Origin of the sequence: Shewanella litoralis (genome assembly GCF_009828585.1) — a bacterium.
In the GTDB taxonomy this organism is placed as follows: Bacteria; Pseudomonadota; Gammaproteobacteria; order Enterobacterales; family Shewanellaceae; genus Shewanella; species Shewanella litoralis.
Window position 1 is genome coordinate 18475 of the sequence record NZ_WSRZ01000009.1, and the last position, 23007, is coordinate 41481.

14 protein-coding genes are annotated in these 23007 nt (G+C 42.9%); 6 read left to right on the forward strand and 8 right to left on the reverse strand.

The features are described 5' to 3' along the window. Positions 1-2 precede the first annotated feature (2 nt). On the forward strand, positions 3-4448 hold the full coding sequence (locus GQA99_RS09030) for an EAL domain-containing protein (RefSeq protein ID WP_160053566.1): 4446 nt from the start codon (positions 3-5) through the stop codon (positions 4446-4448). A gap of 118 nt (positions 4449-4566) precedes the next feature. Then, on the forward strand, positions 4567-6831 hold the full coding sequence (locus GQA99_RS09035; protein WP_160053567.1) for a patatin-like phospholipase family protein: 2265 nt from the start codon (positions 4567-4569) through the stop codon (positions 6829-6831). A gap of 148 nt (positions 6832-6979) precedes the next feature. Here the strand turns inward: GQA99_RS09035 and hxpB are convergent, their stop codons facing one another. After that, positions 6980-7645, reverse strand: coding sequence for a hexitol phosphatase HxpB (gene hxpB, locus GQA99_RS09040; RefSeq protein ID WP_160053568.1), 666 nt, complete (start codon positions 7643-7645; stop codon positions 6980-6982). A 404-nt stretch (positions 7646-8049) separates the two neighbouring features. On the opposite strand from hxpB, the gene acnB reads away from it, so the two are divergent. Then, positions 8050-10647 carry a bifunctional aconitate hydratase 2/2-methylisocitrate dehydratase gene (gene acnB, locus GQA99_RS09045; protein ID WP_160053569.1) on the forward strand — a complete coding sequence of 866 codons (2598 nt, stop codon included), beginning with the start codon at positions 8050-8052 and terminating at the stop codon, positions 10645-10647. 94 nt (positions 10648-10741) lie between these two features. Here acnB and GQA99_RS09050 read toward each other — a convergent pair whose 3' ends face one another. The 7 genes from GQA99_RS09050 to priA all read right to left on the reverse strand — a co-directional run bounded on the left by GQA99_RS09050 (position 10742) and on the right by priA (position 20065). Next, complete coding sequence (locus GQA99_RS09050) at positions 10742-11428, reverse strand: tetratricopeptide repeat protein (RefSeq protein WP_160053570.1); 687 nt, start codon at positions 11426-11428, stop codon at positions 10742-10744. 1310 nt (positions 11429-12738) lie between these two features. Then, on the reverse strand, positions 12739-13125 hold the full coding sequence (locus GQA99_RS09055) for a gamma-butyrobetaine hydroxylase family protein (protein WP_160053571.1): 387 nt from the start codon (positions 13123-13125) through the stop codon (positions 12739-12741). A 170-nt stretch (positions 13126-13295) separates the two neighbouring features. After that, entirely contained in the window at positions 13296-14621 is a 1326-nt protein-coding gene (hslU, locus tag GQA99_RS09060; protein WP_160053572.1) for an ATP-dependent protease ATPase subunit HslU, read from the reverse strand. A gap of 25 nt (positions 14622-14646) precedes the next feature. After that, complete coding sequence (hslV, locus tag GQA99_RS09065) at positions 14647-15171, reverse strand: ATP-dependent protease subunit HslV (RefSeq protein WP_160053573.1); 525 nt, start codon at positions 15169-15171, stop codon at positions 14647-14649. 158 nt (positions 15172-15329) lie between these two features. Next, positions 15330-15938: an SPOR domain-containing protein gene (locus tag GQA99_RS09070; RefSeq protein WP_160053574.1), complete on the reverse strand. Its 609-nt coding sequence runs from the start codon at positions 15936-15938 to the stop codon at positions 15330-15332. Between the two features lie 2 nt (positions 15939-15940). Further along, the gene (gene argS / locus GQA99_RS09075) at positions 15941-17686 is read right to left on the reverse strand and encodes an arginine--tRNA ligase (protein ID WP_160053575.1); all 1746 of its coding nucleotides are present in this window, start codon (positions 17684-17686) and stop codon (positions 15941-15943) included. Between the two features lie 183 nt (positions 17687-17869). After that, on the reverse strand, positions 17870-20065 hold the full coding sequence (gene priA / locus GQA99_RS09080; RefSeq protein WP_160053576.1) for a primosomal protein N': 2196 nt from the start codon (positions 20063-20065) through the stop codon (positions 17870-17872). Between the two features lie 81 nt (positions 20066-20146). Here priA and GQA99_RS09085 point away from each other — a divergent pair, with 81 nt between their 5' ends. The 3 genes from GQA99_RS09085 (at position 20147) to rpmE (ending at position 22805) form a co-directional block, all read left to right on the forward strand. After that, the gene (locus GQA99_RS09085; protein WP_160053577.1) at positions 20147-20947 is read left to right on the forward strand and encodes a FimV/HubP family polar landmark protein; all 801 of its coding nucleotides are present in this window, start codon (positions 20147-20149) and stop codon (positions 20945-20947) included. A gap of 276 nt (positions 20948-21223) precedes the next feature. Continuing rightward, on the forward strand, positions 21224-22435 hold the full coding sequence (locus GQA99_RS09090) for a hypothetical protein (RefSeq protein WP_160053578.1): 1212 nt from the start codon (positions 21224-21226) through the stop codon (positions 22433-22435). Positions 22436-22592: 157 nt separating this feature from the next. Next, entirely contained in the window at positions 22593-22805 is a 213-nt protein-coding gene (gene rpmE / locus GQA99_RS09095) for a 50S ribosomal protein L31 (RefSeq protein ID WP_160053579.1), read from the forward strand. The last annotated feature ends 202 nt before the right edge of the window (positions 22806-23007 follow it).

Genomic DNA, 23007 nt, shown 5'->3' on the forward strand with positions numbered 1-23007 from the left:
TTATGATCAAAGCGGTCACTTATTATTTAAGTTGTTTGACGCTACTTATTTTAGCGCTTGTGCCTGCGCACGGAGCTGACATTGTTCAGCGGGTATTTAACGCAAAAGATGGCTTAGCTAACGCCAGAATTCAAGATATCAGTTTTGACCGTTATGGCTATGTGTGGCTTGCGACTCAAGAAGGGCTTTACCGCGTCAGTAACAGCAAAGTAAGACGCATTGACAAGGTTGGCTTTGACTCGGTATTAGACGATGAGCTGATCACCTCGGTGATAAACTCCGGGCCTGACCACTTACTAATTGGCACCCAATCTTCGCTGTATTTATACAGTATCCTCGACAATCAATTTAGTTTGCTGCTTAGGCCTGAAGTTAAGCATGTTTCAGAGGTCAATCAGAGTATTCACGTCGTTGCATATCAGCGTCAATTGGATAATCAATTGTTATTGCTTGGCAATTCTGGTCGAGTTTATTACTTTGACGATGCAACACAATCACTCACGTTATCCACAAAGCACAATTTAAATCCTGATTTAATCTGGTTAAATGCCTTGCAACTGCATGATGGGCAATATCTTTTTTCGACTAAAAATCAGCTGCAACTCCACCTTGCTGATGGCACTTTTTTTGGCGATTTCCCTTGGACAGATCAAAACGGCCTAATAAAAAAAATATTCCAAGATAAACAGCAACGAGTGTGGTTGCTTACATCAAACGGTTTGTATCAGCTGTTTGCTGATTCATTAACCGTAAAATCAGTGAAAGAATTCCCCTATTTTGTCGAGCAAATGACAGAGGACCTTAACGGCGATTTGTGGATTTCCAGTCGTAGTGGATTGATCTTGTGGGAGCAGCACAACAATAAAATCACTATTTTTAAAGATGAGTTGAAGCAAAAAGCCAATATTGATTACATTCATGACATTGCTGTCGATTCCGATGGTTTGGTGTGGGTAGGTGGTTCTGGCGATGGCTTAGCTGTCGTTGCGGGAAAACCGGCATTTCTCCTTGAAAAGTACACAAGTAAATCGCCATACCAACTGGCAAATGAAATGGTTTGGTCTATTTACATCGAAGGTGAAAAAATATGGCTTGGTACAGATGGCCGTTTATCTGTTATCGATGGAAAAAAAGCATCGACAACGGTTATCCCATCAGGCTTAAAAATCAGTGATAGCATTTACACACTGGCATCATTGAATGACGATTTTATGGTATTAGGTACTACAAGTGGGCTATACGTAGTGGACAAATCCACCTATGCGGGCACTGACTTTGCAACTTGGAGCGGTGGGAAAGAGTCGTTAGACGGTAAAGTTATCATTAAGCTGTATCGTGACCCGCTAATCCCGCAGAGGTTATGGATTGGTACAAACAAGGGGCTTTATTATTGGCAGGAGGGTAATGATGATTTAGTTCTCGAATCATTGTTTGATACCAATAATCAACCTTCTAATACCTGGTACAGTGACTTTTTACGAGATGATCAAGACAGGTTATGGATCACAGGGGGGAGGAATTTTGGTTATGTCGATGCAAGTGGTGTTTATCGTTCGCAATTAGATATCTTTGGGGAATTAGAAAACAAGCCGATGGTTAACTCTCTATTGCAAGTTGCACCAAATATTCTCTGGCTTGCAACAACGCAGCAGGGGATTATAGAACTTAACACCCAAACCAACGCAACCAAATCATTGGACCAACAATGGAAAATCGATTGTAAAGTAGTTTATTTTTTACAAGATACGGCTACCGATCATATTGTTGGATGTGCAAGCGCGCTGGTTAAAATCAATAAGGATACAGGCAAGGTCAAATCGTTTAGTCATAAAGACGGCTTTATTTCGGACGAATTTAATGAATCTGCTAAGTTTTACGATCCCAGCAAAGGCTTTTTTATCGGTACTCCCGACGGTGCCATGTTGATTGATTTAGATACGTTAACGCCTCGCACAATTAACGATAAAGTCATCCTCGAATCAGTATCAGTATATTACGATGACAACACCGCAGTGTATTTAATCCCCAGCCAATTAGCCCAGGTTGACCCAGGTGCTAGCTTGATTAGTTTTCATATCTCTATTTCGGATTATTTAGACGACACCCCAATGACATTGCAGTATCGATTAGTCAAAGAGGGGGTAGAAGCGGGTAATTATGTCTTGTTAGAGGGCCAATCACAGATAAACGTGACTGGTTTGAGTGCGGGTGATTACACCTTAGAACTGTTATACAAACGCAACGGTGTATGGTCAAGCGAACCTTTTCAGTATGCTTTTTCGGTAAAACAGTTTTGGTGGAAGTCGCAGCAATTTAAAGGCGCGTTGCTCTTTATCGCATTATTATTGGCGGTGATGCTGTTGCTGTATAGGCAACGGCAAGTTAACCGCTTTAAGAAAATCAATGCTGCATTAGTGCAAAGTGACGAGCGTTTACAACAAGCATTGAAAGGCAGTGACTCCGATCTGTGGGAATGGCACAGCAACACCCAAATTTTGTCTCTTGATAACCGTGGTGGTGTTCTGGGGCCTATGCAATTTTTGAAAATTAAACTGCAAGACATTAAAGTGCATCTCGATGATATCACTCATCTCAAAGAGGCCTGGGGTGATTTGGCCACTGGTAAAACCGACATGATTGATGTTGAATATCGATATCAAAACTCACACGATAACCAATGGCACTGGTTACGCATTAAAGGTCGCTCGCTTGAGGTTTCACCTAATGATCAGACGTTAATCCATGCCGCGGGGATGTACACTGATATTACTCAACAGAAGATGCTTGAAAGTGAAGTAAACTTACTGGCTCAAGCATTTGAAAACACGTCCGAAGGGATGTTGATTTTAGATGTGAATAAAAACATTAAAATCAGTAATGCGGCGGCAAACTTAATTCTGGCTGCGCACAAGCGAGATTTAGCCGGTAAACCCTTTGTCGATTTGGTTGCGACAACCGTTGAGCCTTTTGACATGGAGGATGTGTTTGATAAAGAGCGCTTCTGGACCGGGGAAAGTGAGTTTTACTGTATTGATGGTAGCCGTTGTCCGGTGTGGATGAATGTATCAACCATGGCTAATGGTAATGCTGAGTCATTGCATTACGTGGTGGTGTTTTCTGATATTACAGAGCGTAAACACAATGAACAGCACCTTCGTCGTTTGGCAAATAATGACATGCTTACCGGGCTTGCTAATCGGTCGATGTTTTCTCGACGCCTAGGGCAGGTGATCGAGACTGCAAAACAACATGGCGAAACGCTGGCTTTGCTGTTTTTAGATTTAGACCGTTTTAAGCATGTTAATGATTCATATGGCCATGGTATGGGTGATGCATTGCTTGTAGAAGCCGCTAGCAGGTTACAGGCTTGTTTATCGGAAGAACACCTATTATGCCGTTTTGGTGGTGATGAGTTTGTTATCTTGCTGCGCGACGCAAAAGATATCGACACTATCAATCATATTGCTAAACAGTTATTACAACAAATAGAGTTGCCGTTTAAACTCTATGGCCGAGAGTTTTTTATCTCAACCAGTATTGGCATTAGTATTTGGTCTGGTGATGATCAAACCCCCGAAACGCTGATAAAAAATGCCGACTTGGCGATGTATCATGCCAAGGAGGAAGGCAGAGGCAATTTTCAATACTACTCGGCCGAGCGCAATGCAGAAGCTCTCTACCATTTACGCTTAGAGGCTGACTTACATAAAGCCATTGCCTGTAACGAGTTTGAGATCCACTACCAACCACAAGTTAATGTTGAGTTGAACCGTCTTGCTGGTGTAGAAGCGTTAATTCGTTGGCGTCACCCAGTAGATGGTTTGGTGCGTCCCGATGTGTTTATCGGTATTGCGGAGTCGTGTGGACTAATCGTTGAAATTGACCGCTGGGTATTAACTCAAGCCTGTATTGATGGCGCCCGCTGGTGTCGTGATGTTCAGCAAGATTTACTTGTGTCGGTCAACGTGTCTGCCATGCATTTCAGACAACCGGACTTCATCGATTTTTTAACTGCAACACTCCATAAAACGGGCATGCCAGCTAAATGCCTATCAGTTGAAATTACTGAAGGGGTGTTGATGAAAGAGATCGAAATAGCCACCCAACACTTATTAGCGTTAAAACAACTCGGCATTGATGTTGCCATAGACGATTTTGGTACAGGCTATTCATCATTGGCGTATTTGCGTTCGTTTAAAGTGAACACCTTAAAAATTGACCGGTCCTTCTTGATTCATATTGACCAAAATCAGGCCGACCAGGCGATTGTGAGCAGTATCATTGAATTGGCTCGTAACTTATCGTTAGAGGTGATTGCAGAAGGCGTAGAGACGCCCGAGCAATTAGCTCAAGTCGTTCAGCGTGGCTGTCATATTATTCAGGGGTATTACTTTGCGAAACCTATGCCCAAAGCCGAACTTGAACAACATATGAAGCAATACCAATAGCCATTGAGTGGTGCTTATTTCAATAAGTCATATTAATGACTTAGCCCGAGTCAATTAATTTGGGTATTGGTTAGATTTTGTTAGAATGCGTTGTTTTTACTTAATTGCGGAATGATTTATGCAAACAATTTTGCGCCTTAATCAGCTAAGCTGGTTTTTGCTGAGCTGCCTCTGCTTTAGTGTGGTGTTACAACCCGCAATAGCAGCACCTAAAACAGCAAAAGAAAGACCCACTATTGGCCTCGTGCTCAGTGGTGGTGGCGCAAAAGGAACCGCGCATATTGGTGTGTTAAAGGTGCTTGAAAAACACCGCATCCCTGTCGACTACATTGCTGGAACCAGTATTGGTGCCTATGTCGCTGGCATGTATGCGCTCGGTTATAGCGCCGAGCAAATAGAACACATCATGCTTAAAGGCGAATGGTCTAAAGGCTATTCTGACACGATTCCACGTGAGAGTTTAAGCTACCGCGATAAGCAACAACGCGACCAATTCAATATTCCATTAACCGTTGGTTATAACGACAACAGCTTAACCTCGCCAAGCGGCTTATTGCGTGGCCAAAGCATGTCGTTACTATTACGGCATTCTACTGACTTAGTGGAACAATTTGGTGACTTTGACGATCTCGCCATTCCCTACCGTGCAGTTGCAACCGATCTCGCTACAAGCGAGGCGGTCGTGTTATCTAGTGGCAGTGTGGTACAAGCGATGCAAGCATCAGCAACCGTACCTGGCGCGCTGCAACCGGCTATCATTGACGGTCGTTTATTGGTTGATGGCGGTATCGCCAACAACATGCCGGTTGATGTGGTCAAAGCCATGGGTGCCGATATTGTTATCGCGGTCGATATTGGTTCGCCATTAGTTGGCCAAGATAGATTAGACAGTACCGTAGCCGTGTTAGAGCAACTCTCGACCATTTTGACGCAAGCCAGCACAGCCCGCCAAAAAACACTCCTCACAGAACGCGACATTCTTATTCGTCCTGCCATTGATGTGTTAAGCACTACTGATTTTACTATTATGCCATTGGCATTAAAATTGGGCGAAGATGCTGCCAATATTCAATTGGATAGGCTTAAAAAACTGGGGATTAAAGAATCAGCTTATATCGCTTATCAAGCCGATAAACAGCAACAAAGTCTATTATGGCGTGACCCGCTTAAAAAGCCGATTTATAAAATTGCTTTTGATAATCAATCAAAAGTCAGCGAAAAACTGCTGCGTGAGCGCTTAAACATTAAAAAAGGTGACGTACTCACCAAAGAAGATTTAGCGGCGGCGCTTAATCGAGTATACGCCTTAAATAAATTTGAACGAGTCGACGCTGAATTTGAGGACGTTGAACAAGGCCGAATTATTACCATTACCACTCGCGCTAAGTCGTGGGGGCCTAATTATTTTCAAGCTGGTTTTAACTGGGAAGACGACTTTAGTTTAGATTCTGCTATTACCCTTAGCTTAGCCTACACCATGACTGATTTAACCCAAATGGGTGGCGAGTGGCGTAATGAAATTGAGCTAGGTTATCGCAAACTTGTAGCGACTGAGTTTTATCAACCTCTGGATCGTGACCAAACATTTTATAGCCTGTCACGCTTACAATATCAAATGCGTAACTGGGACTTAGTTGATCAAGACAGTAGCTATTTATTATTGGAAAATAACGTGGCTCAATTAGAACTGGGTATTGGTTATAATTATGATTCTGACGGCGTGATAGAACTGGGTTTTGTTGGCGAAAATGGCCAGGTTAAAAGTGAAGTTGGCGTGCAAAACTCAATAAACTACCATTCAACAGGTGGTTATTTAAAAGTAACCTACGACACCCTCAACAGTATTAGTTTCCCGACAGACGGCAATCGTTTTACTTTTACCAGTTATTTACGAGATGAATCTTATAGCGGTCAAACAAGTGCAGATAATACTTTTAGTGACGATTTGGCTTGGCAATTTGAAGCCGACTGGAAAGGTGCGTTAAAGCTGGGTAATCATGCCATTGTGGGTAAAATTGAGCTGGCTACTACCCAAAATGACGGCAACTTCACCTTACACGTTGCTGAATTAGGCGGTTTTTTAAACTTGTCGGGTTACCGTAAAGACACGCTGGTGGGCGCGCATAAAATATTCAGCGCTGTCATTTACCAATATGATCTAGGCCGTGATGTGCTGATTACCGATTTACCTTTGTATTTGGGTGTCAGTTTAGAAGGCGGTAATGTATGGTTTGAGCGCGATGAAATGGACCTAGATGATTTAATTTACGCCAGTAGTTTATACTTGGGGACTGACACTGACTGGGGGCCGGCAGCACTTGGTTTAGGAGTGACAGATCGCGGAGACACGGCATTTTATCTATTTTTAGGTAAAAACTTTTAAGCAGTCTATCTAAGTCGAAAGCTTAGAGGCTAACGAGCTAAAAAGCCTAGTGGCTAGAGCGCTTCGCTGCTAGAGGCTATAAAATTTTAACAGCGAAACTGACCCTAGCAGGACGAAGTCAGCCCTAGAAGCGAAGCGCACTATCCGCTTAGCGGCCTAGTTCTCCTAGCAACGCGGGTAATAATCCTGCGTGACCTAGCTTATGATGGGCTATTACCCATTTAGCTTGGTTAACGGTATGAGGCGCCGGGATTGCTACCGTTTGCATGGTGGCCGCGCGGGCTGCAATAAGGCCATTAAACGAGTCTTCAATGGCAATGCATTGGCTTGGTGCAATACCGAGTGCGTTAGCGCAATTTAAATACACTTCAGGATGCGGTTTGCCGTAAGCTAAATTCTCAGCAGACTCAAGTGCTTCAAAATAATGGCCAATGGCGAGTTTATCGAGAACGGCGTGAATAATTCGCGATGACGATGATGTGGCTAAACCAATTTTAAGGCCTAGTCGCTTGCATGCTTCAAGTGAGTCAATCACGCCTAACATTGGCTTGCCCGTAGTATTGATCTGCGCAATGACTTCATTGACAATTCTATTTGCTGCGGCAGTATTATCATAATTTGGCCAAGGAAAGCGTTGATACCAATAACTCACAACCTGATCAATTCGCAGTCCGGTAGTTTGTTCAACTTCTTCAAGAGTCAAATTAAGCCCAAAGCTGTTCAATACAGTTTGTTCGGCTAACTGCCAGGCGGGTTCAGAATCGATTAAAATGCCATCCATATCAAAAATGACCGCTTTTATTTGGGTTGACACAGCACTGACTCCTCAAAGGTATTTACTTTAATGCTAATTATCGCGATGTTGGCGGTTTGGTACAATCAAAAATGATTTTTTAAAAAATATTTCATCATATGAAGTCGATATTTTTTAGCTCACAGTTTAATCGGTGGGTATGGCATAACATGATGTATTAAAATGTTTTTTAGCCTGTTTCAAACTATTGTCTAATTTTAATTTATGCATGGAGCGATTAAATTGATTAATAGCTAGATAAATCGAGTTGATTTCATGCCTCTAACAGTGTGAGCTGATTCATACTTTTATAAAGCTGTAGTATACTGAATGTCGGATTTCAAGCCCGAACCTGTGGAATTATCAGCGTAACATTGTGTGCGCTGAGTTTCGCTGTTAGGCGTCAAACAAAGAGGAATGTTGCCGTGCTAGAAGCATATCGTAAACACGTCGCAGAGCGTGCTGCAGAGGGTGTAGTCCCTAAGCCATTAGATGCACAACAAGTGGCTGAATTAGTAAAATTAGTTGAGACTCCACCTGCGGGTGAAGAGGCGTTAATCCTCGACTTATTAGAAAACCGTATTCCACCAGGTGTTGATGAAGCTGCCTATGTGAAAGCGGCATTCTTAGATGCAGTGGCCAAAGGCACTGTAAAATCACCTATATTATCAGCTGATCGTGCTGTTGAATTACTCGGTACTATGCAGGGTGGTTACAACATTGAGCCGTTAATCGCTCAATTAGATAACCCAGCATTAGCGCCATTAGCCGTGAAAGCATTATCAAACACCTTGCTGATGTTTGACTCATACCACGATGTGGTTGAGAAAATGCAAGCTGGCAATGCGTCGGCTAAGCAAGTTGTTGAGTCATGGGCAAATGCAGACTGGTTCTTAAACCGTCCAAAGCTTGCTGACAAAGTGACATTAACGGTATTTAAAGTGGCGGGTGAAACCAACACTGATGACCTGTCTCCTGCACCTGATGCATGGTCTCGTCCAGATATCCCATTGCATGCACTTGCTATGTTGAAAAACGCCCGTGACGGTATCGTACCTGACGTGTCTGGCGAAGTGGGTCCAATTAAAGAAATCGAAGCGCTTAAAACGAAAGGTCACCCATTAGTATACGTGGGCGACGTTGTTGGTACCGGTTCTTCACGTAAATCAGCAACTAACTCTGTATTGTGGTTCATGGGCGATGATATCCCTTATGTGCCTAACAAGCGTGCGGGTGGTTTCTGTTTAGGTAACAAAATTGCGCCGATTTTCTTCAACACCATGGAAGATGCGGGTGCATTACCGATTGAGCTAAACGTTGATAAAATGGAAATGGGCGATGTTATCGACATTTATCCATATACTGGCGAAGTTAAGCGTGGCGGTACTGACGAAGTTATCTCTACGTTCGAGCTTAAAACTGACGTATTGTTAGACGAAGTTCGTGCTGGTGGTCGTATTCCATTGATCATCGGTCGTGGCCTAACAGACCGTGCACGTGAAACCTTAGGGTTACCAGCGTCAGACGTATTTGTTCGTCCTGAAGATGTTGTTGTGACTAACAAGGGCTTTACCCTTGCACAGAAAATGGTTGGTAAAGCATGTGGCGTGAAAGGTATTCGTCCTGGCCAGTACTGCGAACCTAAAATGACCTCTGTGGGCTCACAAGATACTACTGGCCCAATGACACGTGATGAGTTAAAAGACTTAGCCTGTTTAGGTTTTAGTGCTGATTTAACCATGCAGTCATTCTGCCACACAGCGGCTTATCCAAAGCCAGTTGACGTTGACACGCACCACACATTACCAGACTTCATCATGAACCGTGGCGGCGTAGCATTACGTCCAGGTGATGGTGTTATTCACTCTTGGTTAAACCGTATGCTACTTCCTGATACCGTAGGTACTGGTGGTGATTCGCATACTCGTTTCCCAATTGGTATTTCGTTCCCTGCGGGTTCTGGCCTAGTGGCATTTGCTGCAGCAACAGGTGTAATGCCTCTTGATATGCCTGAGTCAATTTTGGTTCGCTTTAAAGGCACCATGCAGCCAGGTATCACCTTGCGTGATCTTGTACATGCCATTCCACTAAAAGCGATTGAAATGGGTCTGCTAACGGTTGAGAAAAAAGGCAAAATTAATGCCTTCTCTGGCCGTGTATTAGAAATCGAAGGTCTTGAAAAACTGAAAGTTGAGCAAGCATTCGAACTGTCTGATGCATCTGCAGAACGAAGTGCTGCTGGTTGTACTATTAAGTTAGACAAAGAGCCAATCATTGAATACTTAAACTCTAACATCGTGATGTTAAAGTGGATGATCAGTGAAGGTTATGGCGATCGTCGTACTATTGAACGTCGTATTACCGCTATGCAAGAGTGGATTGCTAACCCAGAGTTGATGGAAGCTGATAAAGATGCAGAATATGCTGAAATTATCGAAATCGACTTAAACGACATTAAAGAGCCAATCCTTTGTGCACCAAACGATCCTGATGATGCAGTATTATTATCTAGCGTTGCACAAACTAAGATTGACGAAGTGTTCGTGGGTTCTTGTATGACAAACATCGGTCACTTCCGTGCTACCGGTAAGATGTTAGACAAGTTTGCTAAAACACTGCCAACACGTTTATGGATTGCGCCGCCAACTAAGATGGACCGCGACCAGTTAACGGAAGAAGGTTACTACTCAATCTTCGGCCGTGTCGGTGCTCGTATCGAGATCCCTGGTTGTTCTCTATGTATGGGTAACCAGGCTCGTGTTGCTGAAGGTTCAACCGTTGTATCAACTTCAACGCGTAACTTCCCTAACCGTTTAGGTACTGGCGCAAACGTTTACTTAGCATCAGCTGAGCTAGCCGCTGTAGCAGCCTTGTTAGGTCGTCTACCTTCTCCACAAGAGTATCAAGAATACGCGAAAGAATTAGATGCAACTGCAGCTGATACATACCGTTACTTGAACTTCGATCAAATCGACTCTTACACGAAGAAAGCTGACAGCGTGATTTTCCAATCTGCTGTATAAGTTTGAACTAGTTAATCGTTGAATTAAAAATGCCAGCAGAAATGCTGGCATTTTTGTTGGTGGTGACATTTCAGTTATATCGCTAAACACACCTTCAGAGTTGGTCTTCAAGTTTTGTTAGCTTTATTTGATATTCTTCAAAGCACTTAAAAAGCTTATCACTAAAATTTTGGTAGTCCCGTAGTGTTTTCTGTCCTGTATCATCTAACAAATGTTCTTTACAACAATTAATGTAATTTTCAATTATTGAAGCTGAAGTTATACATGTGGTTTCATTTATTTTTTCGTAAGTTAAGCCAAATAATAAATCAATTTCCTTTGCTGATATCTTGAATAACAAAACTTGATTAGAAATTGCATCTTCCTGACTTTTAAGGTTTTCTCTTCCTTTTTGATCGCTATCTAGAATTTTTTTAAGGTTAGAGTCATTCTTAACTCCCCGAAGCTCAGGTTCGTTTTCCCATAAAAATTTTTTAAATTTAGCATGTAAAAACATATCCCTAAGTTCATCCTTGTGCTGTGCAGCTTTAATTAAAGCTTGATATCTCACAGGTGCTTTTATCTGGCGTTGCCATATTTGAATAGCTTGAAAAGCCGTAATGCTACCTAATATTGCCGCTACCCCGCCTAAAAGACTGGTTACACTCGCGATGGATGCTAAAAATGTAGCTTCCGGTTCAATACTTTGAATAATTAGCATTAGATAAATCACAAAAAAAGTAAATGTAAAAATAACTCTATTTGCCTCATTTTTAGTGATTTTTTTGAATATGTCTTTCACGCATTAAGTCCTTTTAAAAAATAGAAGCTCAAATAAATAGTATTACTAAATTTGCCATTCATTGTTAAAGATTACTAGCGAAACGTCAGTGATACTTTTTCAAATTTTTGTATACCAATAGTTTAATCTAATCAATTGCCTGCCGCAGGCTATCGTGCAGATTATCCAGCGAGACGCCGCAAGCACTTCCATGTGGGCTTAACCAAAACATCCATGTTTTGGATACTCGCTGGCTCATCTGCACCTGAAATTTTTATTTCTTCGATTTAGCTTTATTTATGGCTGCCTGTTATTTAAAGCTTATAACTGATTTAACACTTTCAGGTTTCATATTATTGAGGACGTTGAAGAAAATAGCGTGAGCCTGACAGGACGTCAGGCTAGCTTTCGAGGGGAAGGGACGCCCCATCGGAAGCGTTAGTATTTTCGAATAAGACCGAAGCAGCCTACAAATAAAGTTAAAAGCTGGATTAATCCCCATGGCGACCTTTTCGCAGCTATTGTTTTGTAAATAGCGAAAATGTTGCGGGGCGGCTGGGAGTTCCAAGAGGGAATAGCCGTTGATTTCCTCTTGGTCTGGTGTGGGTGAAGCGCCACGACGTTGGTGGCCGCAGGCCATATCTCAAACAAGATTTTGGCCTGTGCAGGGTGGAACCTTGCGATCTTAATTCAAACGAAGTTTGAAAATCTGTTGGGGCCGCAGGCCATAAGTACAAAACGACAAAAGTGTAAACACCTGGATCCCGGCTCAAAAGCACTGCCGGGAAGACGGGATTAATATGGATTAAATTGATTGCTGGAAGTGTAACTTTGACACTAGCTCTGGTGTGGGCGAAGCGCCACGACGTTAGTGGCTGTAGGCCATTGTTAAAAAGAATGAATATTAAATATTCATCGATAATTAACCATACCCATCATTCAACAATGCCAGCAAAATAGCTGGCACTTATAGTAGCGTCATTTATCGTTTTCGAATGATAATAACATCCTTTTGATGAACGCTATTAACATTAACGACGCGATATGCCGCTGGTTTAACAACGACCACTTTAGTTACCGTCGTTTTATTAGTAGGCGCTTTTGCGTGTCCATTATGAGCTCGTGGTGCACAAGCACTCAAGCTTATAATTGCTAATCCGATCAATATAACTTTAATCATCGGAAATTGAATTGACTGTTTCATACACACCTCGATACGAGTGAAGACGATGGCTAATCATAATCGTTTGAGTGTCAATTGCTGATCGCGATGAGTAAATTTATGCAAATATAATGTTGAAATAAACGTCTATCGTTAAAACGTACCGTCATCATGAATACTTAATATTCATATCAATCAGTGGTTCGCGTGAACCTTTCTCTGCCCGCAGTCTGGCTAAATACTGCTGCCATAACTCGGCTTGATTGCTGCATAAATTGTATAGCACCTGCCAGGAATACAGGCCGGTATCGTGACCATCATCAAAGACAATCTTAACCGCATAATGGCCTACGGGCTCAATCGCAGTAATGTTTACCGCTTTCTTGTGAGTGACTAAGATTGGGTTACCATGACGCTGTACTTCAGCCGACGGTGAGAATACGCGGAGCATTTCACAACTAATGTTGTAGGTTTGGCCGTTATCAAAAGTGACTTCTAATAACTTAGATTGACGCTTCAGTTTAATGCCGCTAACAGTAGGCGTTGATTGGGTCATGGGAATACCTATAAAAAAAGGATTAACGCTAAATCGCAGATTATCATCATACGCGACTTTGCGGTTAATCCAATTGTTACAACCTGCATTCGTGATGTCGATTCGCATCAACACATTCACGTTGTCCTCGTGGGTAATAAACCGACAAGGGTAACCCGTTTACCGCGTGCTTATAAAATAAAGCGGCTTAAATCTTCATCTTGTACCAGGGTATCAAGATGATCGTTAACGTATTGCGCATCAATGACAAACGTTGAGCCTGACTTTTCAGAGGCGTCGTAAGAAATCTCTTCCATCAGCTTTTCCATGACAGTGTGTAAACGACGTGCACCGATATTTTCAGTGCGCTCATTGACTTGCCATGCTGCTTCTGCGATGCGCTCAATGCCTGATTCTGTAAATTCAATCGTGACGCCTTCGGTGCCCATCAGTGCAATAATTTGCTCTGTTAATGAAGCATGCGGCTCTGTGAGGATACGCTTAAAATCACCGGCGGTGAGGGCATCTAGCTCAACACGAATAGGTAAACGGCCTTGCAGCTCAGGGATTAAGTCAGACGGTTTTGACATCTGGAATGCACCCGATGCAATAAACAAAATATGATCTGTTTTGACCATGCCGTGTTTAGTGGTCACAGTACAACCTTCAACTAATGGCAGTAAATCACGTTGTACACCTTCACGCGACACATCTGGGCCTGAACTTTCGCCGCGCTTACAAATTTTGTCGATTTCGTCTAAAAACACAATGCCATTTTGTTCAACCAACTCGATGGCTTGCTCTTTAAGATCTTCTTGGTTGACGAGTTTGGCTGCTTCATCTTCAACGAGCTGTTTGTAAGCATCTTTAATCTTAAGCTTTTTGCGTTTGGAGGTGCTTTGGCCAAGATTTTGGAATAAGCCTTGTAGCTGATTGGTCATTTCTTCCATGCCCGGAGGGGCCATGATTTCAACGCCAATCTGTGGTGCAGCAACATCGATTTCGATTTCTTTGTCGTCTAGCTGGCCTTCACGTAGCTTTTTACGGAAAATTTGGCGAGTATTAGACTCTTCTTTTTTCTCTGTTTCCCAGTCATCTTTTACCTTAGGTAATAAGGCATCTAAAATGCGCTCTTCGGCCATTTCTTCTGCACGATGACGGCATTTTTTCATTTGCAGCTCACGGGTCATTTTAACCGCTGAGTCTGTTAAATCACGGATAATTTGTTCAACTTCTTTACCGACATAACCCACTTCGGTAAACTTTGTCGCTTCTACCTTAATAAATGGCGCGTTAGCTAATTTGGCTAAACGACGGGCGATTTCAGTTTTACCGACACCGGTTGGGCCAATCATTAAAATGTTTTTTGGGGTCACTTCATGACGTAATGATGGCTCAAGTTGCATACGACGCCAGCGGTTACGTAAGGCTACGGCAACTGAGCGTTTGGCATTTTTTTGGCCGATGATATGCGAATCTAGTTCGTGAACAATTTCACGTGGAGTCATTTCAGACATAACTGTTCCTTTATTAACGCTCGAATTAGTAGTCTAACTTTTCGATAGTTTTAAATTGGTTGGTGAATACACAAATGTCGCCAGCAATGGTGAGCGATTTTTCTGCAATCTCTTCGGCGCTTAATTCGGTATTTTGCAATAGTGCTAATGCTGAGGCCTGGGCATAGTTGCCGCCCGATCCAATGGCAATGAGGTCGTGCTCTGGCTGTACTACATCACCGTTACCGGTAATAATTAAGGATGATTCAGTGTCAGCTACCACAAGCATAGCTTCAAGCTTGCGCAGCATTCTGTCGGTGCGCCAATCTTTGGCAAGCTCAACGGCAGACTTTAATAAGTGGCCTTGATGCATTTCGAGCTTGGCTTCAAAGCGCTCAAAAAGAGTAAATGCATCGGCTGTACCACCGGCAAACCCAGCTAATACCTTATTATGATACAAACGACGCACCTTACGCGCGTTGCCTTTCATGACGGTATTGCCTAAAGATACTTGGCCATCACCAGCGATGACAACTTGGTTATTGCGGCGTACGGATACGATAGTAGTCACGGTAAATCCTCTTTAAATGCACCAACGAATGCAATTGTTGATTCATGATTAAAATGGATATGGGGTCAAAATAAGAGATATCAAGGATGGCATAAAAAAAGCCCTGTTTGAGTGGACAGGGCTAATGAAGGTTTGTTGCGTTTATCACGTGATTAGCGTTATTGCCATAACCAAATTTGGCAGGTGTTAATGCCTGACTTTTGCATTTTATGACGGTTGGTTTCGGCTTCGCGTTTGTTCGGGAAAGGCCCTAATACTACGCGATACCAAATACCGTTGGCGCCTTCGCTGCGACGCACTTGTGCTTCCATCCCTTGAAACGCAATACGGGCTTTCATTTCATTGGCTTGCGACTCTTGTCTAAACGAGCCACATTGCATTTGATAAATGCCACTGGAAACCACACCTGTTGTTGGCAAATCAATTTCAACTTCCTTGTTTTCTAATTCTTCAAGGTAGGTCCATTGTTCTTGCGGTTTAGGTGGTAATGCATTTGGGTCTGGCTTAACCACTTTTGGGGCCGCAGGTGTCGGCGCTGTTTCGGCTTGTGCGGTTTTCTTTTTCGGTTGTTGTGCAGGCTCTGTGACTTGCGTTTCTGAGCTGCCGTTGATTGACCATAAAAAGTAACCAAAGCCGACAACAAGCGCTAACACAACAAATACAGGCAAATATGGAAAACTGTACGCAGGCGCTTTTTTACGCTTTGGCGCACGGGGTTTACTGGGTTTATTTGCTTTAGGTTTGCGGTTTGCGTAGTCGCGACTCATGATTACATCCGCTCTAAAGTTTCAATGCCAAGCAAGGATAAACCTGTTTTTAGCGTATTAGCGGTTAATTGCGATAACAATAAACGGCTTTGTTTTTGTGCTTCGGTGTCTGCCGCTAATACTGGACAGGCTTCGTAAAAACTTGAAAACTCGCTTGCAAGCTCATACAGGTAACCACACAGAACATGTGGTAAGCCTTTGTCTGTCATGCGGGTAAGTACTTCACCAAACTGGGCTAACTTGGTGCCGAGGTCTTTTTCTTTTTCGTGTTCAAGAACGATTTTAGCCTGGCTTAAATCGATGTCTTCAGCACGCTTGAAAATACCGGCTACGCGAGTATAGGCATACAGTAAGTATGGGGCAGTATTTCCTTCAAAGCTTAGCATTTGCTCAAAGCTGAAAATGTAATCACTGGTGCGGTTTTTAGATAAATCAGCGTATTTAACTGCGCTGATCCCGACAACGCGAGCGATTTCAGTCAATGTTGCTTCGTCCATGTCTGGATTTTTGCTGCGCACCAAGTCAAGTGCACGCACGTTCGCTTCATCTAATAAGTCGACTAATTTAACGACGCCGCCTGAACGGGTTTTAAATGGACGACCATCTTCGCCATTCATGGTGCCAAAGCCTGTGTGCTCTAGAGACATTTCTGGGCGAACAAATTTTGCTAACTTGGCAAGGCTAAACACTTGCTGGAAATGCAGCGCCTGGCGTAAATCAACAAAGTACATTGCGCGGTCGGCTTTAAGTACGTTTGAGCGGTAACGCATGGCGGCTAAATCAGAGGTGGCATACAAGTAACCGCCATCTGCTTTTTGAATAATGACCGGTAATGGCTCGCCTTCTTTAGTGCGGTACTCTTCCTGGAATACCACTTTAGCGCCATTACTTTCGCTTAATAATCCTTGGGCGTCTAAATCTTTAACTACCTGAGCCAGGTCTGCGTTATAAGCACTTTCGCCGTGAACATCTGCGCGGGTTAGGCTCACACCTAAACGTTGGTATACGTCATGGCAGTGGCTGAGTGAGATATCGTTAAACTCACGCCATAGTTTATTGCAGTATTCATCGCCTGATTGTAAGGCAACCACTAATTGGCGTGCGCGGGTAGCAAATTCTGTCGATTCGTCAAAGCGCACTTTAGCTGCACGGTAAAAGCTTTCTAGATCAGACAATTCCATTTTGGCTTGTTCGCCATTGGCTGCACGTAACTCTTCCATGTATGCCAGTAACATACCGAATTGTGTGCCCCAGTCGCCAACGTGGTTTTGACGGATTACGTTATGACCTAAAAATTCAAGCGCACGGACAACGCTGTCACCAATAATGGTTGAGCGTAAGTGACCCACGTGCATTTCTTTGGCCAGGTTTGGCGAAGAATAATCGACTACGATAGTTTGCTTAGCCGGTAAGGTCACGCCTAAGTGGTCATCGTTAAATGCTTGTTGTAGCTGATTTGCTAATGCATTGTCGTCGATAAAAAAGTTAATAAATCCTGGACCAGCAATTTCGACTTTAGCAACGTGAGATGACGCCGGTAAGTTGTCGATGATCAATTGGGCTAATTCGCGTGGATTCTTTTTTGCTATTTTGGTCAGCATCATTGCAAGGTTAGTCGCTAAGTCACCATGACTTTTATCTTTAGTGCGATCGACCTGAATGCGCGCTTGAAAATCAGCTGGCACAATACCTTGCTGTTTAAAAGATTCGAGGGTTTGTTCTAGTAAAGATTCAATATGTGATTTCATGGGCGTTTGCTTGCACTAATTCGTTAAATGAATGACATGACGGAACCGCGTATTTTAGCCGTTTATGGGGTGTAATTGCTATCTGCTTTGGCGGAAATATTGGTTTTTTTATCATAAACCTGCATAACAATCTCAGTGAACGGTATTACAGAGGTTATAACCAATGATGATATCGGGTTGGTATTACATTAAATCTTGTGGATCTCTATCTATTGTCCAACGACAGCGTTTACCCTCAGGTAGTTGCTCAATGTGAGTTAACACATGTTCAAATACGCTTTGTAACCGATTCCTGCTTTTGGCTTGTAGCATTAATTGGCGTCGATATTTTCCGGCTTTACGGTCCAATGGCGCAGGTATTGGGCCAATAACTTCAAGATCTTTATCTTGGGGGATCAGCTGACTTATTTGGGCTAAAAAGGCATCTGCGTCTTGAGCTAAGTGGGCCTCTGCTCGAATTAACACCATGTGCCATGCGGGTGGCAATAGTGCTTGTTGACGCTCAGTTAACTGGCTGCGGGCAAATTCGCCATAGCCCCGTTGCAGTAAATCGCGCAAAATGGGGTTATCACTTTGATGGGTTTGCAACAACACTTTACCGGGTTTATCGGCGCGACCCGCGCGGCCTGATACCTGAGTGTACAACTGACCAAAACGCTCAGGTGCACGAAAATCGGCACTGAATAATGCGCCGTCTACATCCAATAAGCCCACTAATGTCACATCGGGAAAATGATGTCCTTTAGCCAGCATTTGGGTACCCACCAGAATTTTATATTTACCCATGTAAATCCCTTGTAACTGTTGTTCAAGGGAGCCTTTGCGGCGAGTGGTGTCGCGGTCGATGCGCACAACCGGATGTTTAGGGAACAGTTTAACCAGCTCTTGTTCTAGCTGTTCTGTGCCTAAGCCGTGCCCCATCAACATGGTGCTACCACATTGATGGCATTGTTTCGGGATGGCATATTGATTACCGCAGTGGTGACAGCAAATTTCGTTTAAGCCTTGATGTACGGTAAAAAAGGCATCGCAGCGATCGCACTCATGCAAATGGCCACATTCGTGGCACAGTAACGCTGGGGCAAAACCACGACGATTTAAAAACAATAACACCTGGTTGCCGGCATCAAGGTGCATGCGCATTTCGTTAATTAACGAGGCTGACATACCGGCTTTTAAGGGCTGCGAGGTTATGTCGATAATGCCTTGTTTTACTTTTTGCGCCGCGCCAGCACGCTCGCTTAACTCAAGATGATGATAACGGCCAGACAATGCATTTTGTAAGGTTTCAAGTGAGGGGGTTGCCGAGCCAAGCACCACTTGAATATCTTCTAAATGACCGCGCATTACCGCTAAATCTCGGGCGTGGTAGCGAACCCCTTCTTGCTGTTTAAAGCTGCTGTCGTGTTCTTCGTCTAAAATAATCAGACCAGGAAACGCCATTGGGGTGAACAGTGCCGAGCGAGTACCAATAATAATTGCCGCTTCACCCACGCGAGCTTGTCGCCAGGCTTCAAGGCGCTGGTTGTCGGTTAAACCAGAATGAATTACCGCAACTTTAACGTCAAACCGGCGTTTAAAGCGGTTAATGGTTTGTGGGGTTAAGCCGATTTCGGGCACCAAAATCAGGGCTTGTTTACCTTGTTTTAAAATGGTTTCGAGCAAGGTTAAATAGACTTCGGTTTTACCCGAGCCGGTTATACCTTCTAGTAAGGTGCAGTGAAATCCTTGCTGTTGCGTAAGGACAGAAACCGCTACCGCTTGCTGTTTATTTAATTTGTGCGGTGACTCATTCATGTGCAGCTTGTGACGCCAGCTCAAGTCGTGAGTAATGACTGAGTTTTTTTGTTCAATCCATTGCTTATCTTGCAATGCCTTAAGTGCAGATTTACTTAACGCCTGGGTGGTAAATTCATCTTGAGTTAACGGGTTTTCGAGCAATAAATCGAACAGTTTTTTTTGTGCAGGGGCGCGTTTAAGGACGCTTGAGTCTGCTTGACGGCCTTGCTCGCTTAAATGATATTCAACCATGGCAAGCGGCGTGGCATCGAGGCCTTTACGCAGTGCGACGGGGAGAGCCTGGCTGAGCATTTGCCCTTGCGAGGTAAAATAATATCGTGCCGCCCAAAGCGTTAATTTATATAGCGAGTCGGGCAGTAATGGGGCATCATCTAGCACTGCGGTTACGGATTTAATTTGTTGCGGTGCTAGCGCACAAGTGTCTGTGATTGCGGTGATTAATCCTATGAGTTGTTGGCGGCCAAAAGGTACTTTAACTCGCAACCCAATTTGCAGCGTTGTTTGTTGCTCGTCTTTTACGCGGTAACTAAAGTTTTGGCGTAGTGGGACGGGTAAGGCGACTTCAACAAACACGGGCATAGGGTTTCACATTTTTCGATTCTATTAGGGATTGTGGATCAGTTTACCTCTAAGTGTCATCAAAGAGATAGGGTAAGTGTTATGCGTAAAAGACTTTATAAGGTCTTATTCTTTGCTTTCGGATTATGTGTTTATGCTCAACAAGCATTGGCGCAAGTGAATCATGTCAGTATTAATAGTCGTCAGTCAGAGTTAAGTGAACAACCGCGATTAAAAGTGAATGTTGTGGCGCAAAATGATGATTGGTCACAACTGAGTTTTTATATTCGTCAAAAGATTGATGGTGACATGCAACAACAACGATTATCAATCCAACCCATTAATCGTTTTTTAGTACAACTTAATGGTAAAGAGTCTGTTACTGACCGGTCTGCGCAGTTAGTTATTACTGAAAACCAGCAAAATAAAGCAGTAATATTAGCCGTATTAGCATTATTTGATGCACCACTGTCATTTAATAGTGCAGCATTTGTTGAGGCTGCGCCGTTACGGATGACCCGTAATCAGTCAGTAGATAAACCGCGCCAAGTAAAAGCGAGCGATAACAATCAAGTCGCGGTAAGCGCGCTTAAAACAGATACGGTTAGCGAACCTTTATTACAGCCAAGAAAGCCCGATAACTGCCAGATTATTAAAGATAATGCAGATACTTTATGGCGTATCGCTGAACGCTATAAAGAGCAATGGAACACCAGTGTTTACGGCGCAATGCTAGCGATTTTTGAGGCCAATATGCTGGCTTTTTCTAAACAAAAAATTCATTTATTGCTTAAAGACGCGTTATTGGTGTGTCCGTCGACAGACATATTGGCGCAATATGATAATAAAGCGGTTGATAAAAAAGTGTTCGAAGTGATAGAAGCTAAACATGCTGCTAAATAGCTTATTTAATCTGTAACTGTGATTTAGGTAAACAAAGTACTGAGTAATTACTCTCATTGGTCAGTAATTGGTTGCAGCGGCGAATGTTAATTTATATAGTTGTTTGCGTTAATACAGGTTATTTAAGCAAAAATAAGTCCATGTGAAAATAATTCAACAATATTATCTCGAGAGTGATAAACAATAATAAAGACTGTATTAAATGAATTTACAACGTGAGTTACGTTGTTTTTAAGCTGCTTTAAGTAAGGGATTGATTTGATGAAAGGCGTCAAGATGCTAGCCATAATGGCATTACTCGCTGTGGGTTATATACCTGCAGCCACTGCAGAAGTCAGTCATATTAGTATTGATACCGCCGCCTTTGAGCAAGGACAACTACCTACACTAACCGTAAATGTTGTGACTGAGCATCATGACCTGTCACGACTCACGTTTTATTTACGCCAAATTTATCAAGATAATATTGTATTAGAGAAACTCGATGTTCAGCGTCAAGGTGACGATGTGTTTGTGTTGACAGGGAAAGAGCAACTACGTGATCCTGATTCAGCATTGATTGTCTCTGAGTTCCGTAATGCTAAATGGCAACAATATTCACCCGTGCCGTTGTTTAATCAAGCTGTACTAGCCAGTACTCACCAACCTGTTGCCATCAAAAAAATGAAGTTACCTACTTCGTCCATCGCGGCTCCGCAGGTTACAGAAATCAACCGTGTAGTGGCTAGCACCCCGGTATTAGCAGCCACTCAAGAGTTACTAGAAGGCTGTAATATTCTTAAGCAGCCAAATGACTCGTTATGGAAAATAGCGGTTAGATACCGTAAACAATGGGGTTCTAACATTTATGGTGCCATGCTGGCGTTGTATGAGGCAAACCCACAAGCTTTTTATCAAAACAAAATTAGTCTGTTGCAGTTAGACAGCTCATTGCGTTGTCCGCCAGCTAATATTTTAGTGAAATACCAAAATGTGGATGTTGATAGAGTCAGATTTGATGATTTAGTGACCTATCAGCAAACTCATACCAGCGCGATAGTACAGGCGCCAAAACTTGCCGTTCCCAAAATAGTACCGCAAATAACACCAGCGAAAGCCGTGGTTTCGTCTGTCGACCATACTCAAATCGATACTGAAATCACGACAAAAAATAGCATCAATGTTACCGATGTGGCTGAGGTGGTCGCCAATACAGCAAAAGTGGAAGTGTTAGACAACCAAAATGCTCAGCAATGCTCAATCGATAAACGCCTGGACGACAATTTGTGGCGTGTTGCAGTGCGTAATCATCAACAGCTAAACACCAATGTCTATGGTGCAATGTTAGCCATATACCATGCCAACCCTAATGCATTCTTTAAGCAGAAAATTTATCTCTTAATGGCTGATAGCCGCTTAGTTTGCCCATCAAACAAGGTGTTACAGCAATATCAAAATGCTGATAAAGATCGACTGACTTATGAAGCGTTTGAGCGCAAGCAGAGGTAGTGTTAGTTTACTAAAGCGTGGGTGTTTATAAATTCTACTTGTCTGGGCTTGTTAGACACTGTATTATCTCGCGCCTAAAACATATTGTTATTAACTTCATGTGGTGTCCAACTTCGGGTTGTGATGGCGACATGGCCTTCAATTTAAGGTACTCCAAATGAAAACTGGTATTCACCCAAATTACGCTGAAATCACTGCAACTTGTACTTGTGGTAACATCATCAAAGTAAATTCTACTGCTGGTAAAGACTTGCATTTAGACGTATGTGGTGCATGTCACCCATTCTACACTGGTACTCAGAAAGTTGTTGATACTGGTGGTCGTATTGACAAGTTCAACAAGCGTTTCAGCGTGCTTGCTAAGAAGTAATTGCCCAGCAATTAACTTCAAAAAGGCGCCTTGGGCGCCTTTTTTGTTTTTGACTTTCGCATATTGACATGGTGCTGTCGCGGAAACTTATTTTTTAGCTGTAAACAATGTAAAAATGCCTGAAACTGCTTTTATTGTTATTTAAGCAAAATAAATAATAAATAACGTCTGTTTAAAACGGTTTATTCTCTTAAATCTTGTT